The sequence below is a fragment of the Thiocystis violacea genome (genome assembly GCF_016583565.1).
In the GTDB taxonomy this organism is placed as follows: domain Bacteria; phylum Pseudomonadota; class Gammaproteobacteria; order Chromatiales; family Chromatiaceae; genus Thiorhodococcus; species Thiorhodococcus violaceus_A.
This window is the reverse complement of sequence record NZ_NRRF01000134.1, coordinates 1-5459: the sequence shown is the minus strand read 5'-3', so window position 1 is coordinate 5459 and position 5459 is coordinate 1. Positions and strand designations below refer to the sequence as shown.

At 63.9% G+C, this 5459-nt stretch carries 6 protein-coding genes; 4 read left to right on the top strand and 2 right to left on the bottom strand.

Annotated elements, in window-relative coordinates:
- Positions 1-283: 283 nt before the first annotated feature.
- Positions 284-598 (bottom strand): hypothetical protein, encoded by a 315-nt coding sequence (locus CKO23_RS23680; RefSeq protein WP_200335834.1) that lies wholly within the window; start codon positions 596-598, stop codon positions 284-286.
- Positions 599-1433: 835 nt separating this feature from the next.
- Between CKO23_RS23680 and CKO23_RS23675 the strand changes: the two genes are divergently transcribed.
- The 4 genes from CKO23_RS23675 (at position 1434) to CKO23_RS23660 (ending at position 4578) form a co-directional block, all read left to right on the top strand.
- Complete coding sequence (locus CKO23_RS23675) at positions 1434-1628, top strand: CsbD family protein (RefSeq protein WP_200335833.1); 195 nt, start codon at positions 1434-1436, stop codon at positions 1626-1628.
- A 71-nt stretch (positions 1629-1699) separates the two neighbouring features.
- Positions 1700-1867, top strand: a complete 168-nt coding sequence (locus CKO23_RS23670; RefSeq protein WP_200335832.1) for a DUF1328 domain-containing protein — start codon at positions 1700-1702, stop codon at positions 1865-1867.
- A 170-nt stretch (positions 1868-2037) separates the two neighbouring features.
- Positions 2038-3015, top strand: coding sequence for a YihY/virulence factor BrkB family protein (locus CKO23_RS23665; protein WP_200335830.1), 978 nt, complete (start codon positions 2038-2040; stop codon positions 3013-3015).
- A 243-nt stretch (positions 3016-3258) separates the two neighbouring features.
- Positions 3259-4578 carry a DUF2254 domain-containing protein gene (locus CKO23_RS23660; protein WP_200335829.1) on the top strand — a complete coding sequence of 440 codons (1320 nt, stop codon included), beginning with the start codon at positions 3259-3261 and terminating at the stop codon, positions 4576-4578.
- Between the two features lie 93 nt (positions 4579-4671).
- On the opposite strand, the gene CKO23_RS23655 is transcribed toward CKO23_RS23660, so the two are convergent.
- A complete protein-coding gene (locus CKO23_RS23655; RefSeq protein WP_242482696.1) occupies positions 4672-5298 on the bottom strand; it encodes a mechanosensitive ion channel family protein in 627 nt (208 codons plus the stop codon).
- Positions 5299-5459: the final 161 nt, after the last annotated feature.

Below are 5459 nucleotides of genomic sequence, written 5' to 3'. Positions count from 1 at the left end.
CCACCGGAGCCACTCCAGGTAGTCGAGGCAGTCCGCATCGGTGCGAAACCAGGACTGGAACTCGCCCGCAGTCCGCGGATAATCAACGCCAGCATGAGGGTAAGTCACCCTTGGAGTTTACTCCGGTTAAGTGGAGACCCCAGAGGCCGATAATCCTTGCTGACACGCCGTCCACGGTCTCGCGGGGGATGCGTCGCAGCCGATCCGCGCGGATCTCATCGACCGGCGCTGGCGGCGCGTCCACGCCCTGCTCTGGGTCCATCTCGGCTCGCCAGTGGGCCTGTCAGGCGGGCGGCAGCCAGCCGTCTTCCTCCAGTCCGTCGAGGTCGTCGCCCGGGGTCAGGAGCGGACTCGAGCGCAGGGTTTCGGCATCCACAGCCAGTTCCAGCTCGCGCCCTGCCTCGTCCACGCCGGCCACCGAGCTGGGCATGACGAGCACATCGCGATCCGGCGCCCAAGCGTCCGCTTCCGCGGCGAGGAAACGGACGCTCCATCGTTCCGTATCCAGGATCAGATCCCTGAGCCCGGCGCTGGTATGGTCAATGGTACGCAGTTTGAAGCCAAGCGGGCTGTTCTTGGCGTCAAAACGAAGATCCATGGCTTCGCTCAGGTTGGGTCTGGACGGATGCAGTTTCATGGATGGGTCCGGCATCGGTGTCACTGACGATGACGATGCGATCGCACACCACCGCGTCGCCGCGGATCAGCGATGGTCGACGCCTCATGGGGCAAAACAACCCGGAGTGGTTGCTATACCCCGACCGGCATCCTTGGTTTCCAGACCCGGCAACCGTTGCCTCTTCGTGATGGCATCCATCGGGGTCCTGTTGCTCATGCGGACACTTTGGCATCCAGGGTGCTTAAGACGAGTAGGTAGGGAGTTCCTCGGGCGGCGTTCAGATTGGCCGCGCAGGGGCGTGGAATTCACGCGTGTCGATCATGGTCAGCGACGTTGCTGTCCCGCTTGGGCGAGAAATCCGACACGTACGACCTCCCGCGATACGGCCTCTAAGGGTTGACGGGGATCCATTGCAGACTCGCAATGTTAAGCATCTCGTTCGACGCGGGGGCTATCCACCGAATTTACCGGATGCTTTGTCCATATCCACCATCTCCGGTTGATCTGTTGCCACCTCCAACGCGGTCTCTGCTTCAGCGAAGCCTGGAACCCCAAGCCTAGAGCCCCGAAACGAAGACCTGGCACGCAGGCTGCTTTACTGATGTCCAGGGGCCATTGCTGAATCGATTATCGAGCGCAGGCCGCGCCCGTCGATCCACGATGCCCCGAGCCAAGGCGCCGATTGGCGAAGCGTCGCGGCGAGATCGTTGCCAGGCGCGTGAGTCGCCATGACGGCCTACCGGTCCGCCTCGGCGCTGCATGCAAAGGCGTACGCCGATCGGGCGCACCACAACTCGCTATGCGGAGGTGAAGCATGAACTGGGATGAGATCAAGGGTAAGTGGACTGAACTGAAGGGAAACGTGAAGGAACGTTGGGCCGATCTGACCGACGACGATCTGCTGGCCGTCGAGGGCGAGCGCGACAAGCTCGTCGGGAAGATCCAGGAACGCTACGGCGTTGCCAAGGAAGAGGCGGAGCGCCAGGTCGACGAATTCGAAAAGAGCTGAGCCCGTCGTTGAGCGTTGCGGCATCCGCCGCCACGCTCAGTGAAGTCAACTGATCTACTTGGGAGTTTATGATGCTAAATCTAGCCCTCATGTTTCTCATCGTGGCGTTGATCGCCGGCGCGCTCGGTCTGACCGGGATCGCGGGAGCCGCGTCCAACATCGCCTGGATACTCTTCGTGGTCGGACTCATCGTCGCCGTGGTGTTCTTCGTGTTCGGGCGCAGACCACCCACAGTCTGAGCAATCGCGAGAACGCAACCCAGGCCCCGGCCTTTGAGCGCTCGTTGCTCCTCGCACGGCCCCCGGTGCTGATCAAGATCGACGCATCTCGCTGGGGCTCGTCGCTCGGACGGCGGCGGTGCGGCCGCCGGATCCAGGCTCAAGTGCGCTAGCAACATGGGAGCGAACCGATGGATTCCGACGATCGAACCGACCAGGCGATCGGCCGCCTTGCCGATACGCCCAACGCGATCCCGCCAGGCGGCTGGGTCAAGATCCTGGGGCGGGCTTGGCGCGCGACCTCGTCCGACAACATCTCCCTCGTCGCGGCCGGGGTCGCGTTCTACGGGCTGCTGGCCGTGTTTCCCGGTATCGCGGCGCTGATCGCCCTGTTCGGGCTGGTCGCTGACCCTGGCCAGGTGGAGAGCCAGTTCTCCTCGCTGAGCGCGTTCCTGCCGTCGGAGGTCTACCAGTTGCTGTCGCAGCAGATGCGCGAGGTCGCCTCGGGCTCCGGGCAGACCCTTGGCGCTGGGCTGGCCGGCGCGATCCTCTTGTCCGTCTGGAGCGCGACGCGGGGCACCAAGTCGCTGATCACGGCGCTGAATATCGTGTACGATGAGCGCGAGCAACGCGGTTTCCTGCGGCTGAATCTGACCGCCTTCTCCGTGACCTTCTCCCTGGTCATCCTGATCGCCGTGGTGGTGGCCCTGATCGTGGCGGTGCCGGTCGTCATGGGTTATGTCGGGCTGGGAGCGCTCGCACAGATGCTCGTGAACCTGGTGCGCTGGCCGGTCCTGGCCGCCTTGGCGCTGACCATGCTTGCGATCCTCTATCGCTACGGCCCGTCACGGCGTCTCGCGCGCTGGCGTTGGGTGTCGGTCGGGTCGCTGGTCGCCGTCGTCCTCTGGCTGGCGGCATCCGGTCTCTTCTCCCTGTATGTCTCCCAATTCGGCAGCTACAACGCGACCTATGGATCGATCGGCGCCGTCATCGTGCTGCTGATGTGGCTCTATCTCTCGGCGCTGATCACGCTCCTCGGTGCCGAACTCAACTCGGAGATCGAACGCCAGACAGCGCGCGACACGACCAGGGGCGAGGAGCGTCCGCGCGGGGAGCGCGGGGCCTATGTCGCGGATCATCTGCCCGGCGAACAGCCGTCCGCGGCCTGAAGTCCGACTGACAGCGGCGCTTGCGAACGCTAACGAACTTCGGTGACCTCAGCCGTCCGAAACGCATGAAGAGCCCTCCTTTTCATCGCGGGTCGGATGGTGTCTTGAGTGACGGCTTCGACGCGGCTGGGGCAGCGCCAAACCGTTGCGACAAACGTGGGCACGATCGCTTTGAGTTCCGGGGAAACTGTCCTGGAAGTGGGTCCACTTTGCCCGGAGTCAGACAGCACAAAGGACATCCCTATGTCGGCCATCATCTCAGTCGATCGGCTCAGATTGTTCATTAATCGGCTACGCGAGCGGCTATGGGTGAAGCCGCTGGCGATTTGTGTGTTGTCGATTGCGAACGTGTTTGTCGCCAAGCTCGCGGATGAAACGGATCTTGCGCGGTTTGTGCCGGCGATCTCCGCCGATTCCCTGGAGAGCCTCCTGTCGATCATGGCCTCGAGCATGCTGGTGATCGCCACCTTCGCGGTCGGCTCGATGGTCTCGGCCTATGCTTCGGCCAGCAAGACGGCGACACCGCGCGCATTCAGGCTGGTCATTGCCGACGATGTCTCGCAGAACGCCCTCTCAACCTTCGTCGGCGCGTTCATTTTCAGCGTCGTGGCCCTAACGGCCGTGAAGAACGACTATTTCGAGCCGGCGGGTCTCTTTACTCTGTTCGTCCTCATGGCGGCTGTCTTCAGCATCGTCATACTGACGTTCTTGCGCTGGGTGGATCGCATTGCACGTCTTGGACGCCTGGGAATGACAATCGACGTCGTCGAGAAGGCCACGGCCGCCGCCCTGAAGCGCCGGCGCGATGCGCCTAGCCTCCAAGGCGTGGCGAAACAATCTCAAGACGTCTTTGGGCAAGCCGTGTTCGCGACCACGGTGGGCTACGTACAACACGTCGATATCGCCGCGCTTCATGCCTGCGCCGAAAAGGCACAGGGGCATATCGTCGTGACGGCCTTGCCGGGCACCTTTGCCGCCCCCGGGCGGGCGTTGGCGTTCGTCAGTGACAGCCCGGGAGGGCAGCCCGCGATTGACCGCGAGCAGGTGATCGACTCTTTCCTGATCGGAGACGACCGCACGTTTCAAGAAGACCCGCGTTTCGGCCTGGTGGTGCTGTCGGAGATCGCCGGCCGCGCGCTGTCCCCGGCGGTCAACGACCCCGGGACGGCGATCGACGTGATCGGAACGCTCGTTCGACTCTTTGTGCTCTGGAATGACCCGGGCGCCAAGAAAGAGGACGAGGCGTCGAAGTACGACCGCGTAGCGGTACCGGAGCTTGCGCTGCCAGATCTGTTCGATGATGCCTTCACGGCGATCGCGCGCGACGGCGCCGGCGCGGTGGAGGTTGCGGTGCGGTTGCAGAAGGCGTTGCTATCGCTGGCAATGATCGGCGATGCCGCCATGCGAGACGCCGCCGGATATCACGGACGACTGGCGCTGGCGCGCGCCGAGAAGGCGCTCGACCTGCCGGAGGACGTGGTGACCGTGCGCGCGGTGGCCGCATTGGTGCAGTCGGCTGCGGCCGAGGAGCCGGGCCAGGACATGGTGCGTCAATTGGTCTGAAATCCCTCGGTTCTTGCGCCGCGCTCTCATGGGTCCATGTGTGCCGAGTGCCCCCGCGGCGAACGGGGCCTGTGCTTCATCGCGCCGATGGGGTCAGACCTCGCGGGCGGCCTCCGGGCTCAACAGATTGCCCGCATCGTCGTCGGCTTCGCTGGCCTTGACCTTGTCCTCGATCGTCCGGTCCACGGACACGTCTCCGGTGGCGACGGACCCAACGGCGTCGGCGGCCTGCCGCACATCCGGCGGGCGCTTCGCGGGCACCCTGGCCTCACGCTCCGCGCTCGCTGCGGCGGCCGAGCCGGCGTCGAACAGGCGTACCTTGTAGATCGGCTCCGGCATCACGATTCCCGCACCGTCGAACGCGGACTTCACCGCGCGGATCGCCTCGCTGCGGACCTTGAGGAAGTCGACCCGCGACTGATCGATCCACGCATAGCAGCGCAAGATCACGTTGGAATCGCCCAAGGATCGCACGACGACGAGCGGTTTGGGATCGTGCAACACACCCGTCACCGCCAGCAGTGTGCGCAGTGCCAGCGACTGCGCCGCAGCCAGATCCTGATCCGTGTCGACACCCACATCGAATTCGAAGCGGCGCTCCGGATTGCGGGTGTAGTTGACGATCACGGCCTTGAACGCACATTCCGCAGGCATGATGCCTGCCGATGAGTATTTTTTCGCTGCAGATAGCCCCATGTGATCGGTTTTCGGCAGCGTCATTGACGCTTCCGACTGTCTTTCTTAGAAGATGGCTGAACACCGCCATCCGAGTCCGTGACACTCGGCGGCTCGCGAGCCGGGCTGGAAAGGCTCCCCGCCTTTTTCAAGGGGAGAAAACCGATGGCCCATCCGTTCGCAGCACTGATCGACGCGCACACGCA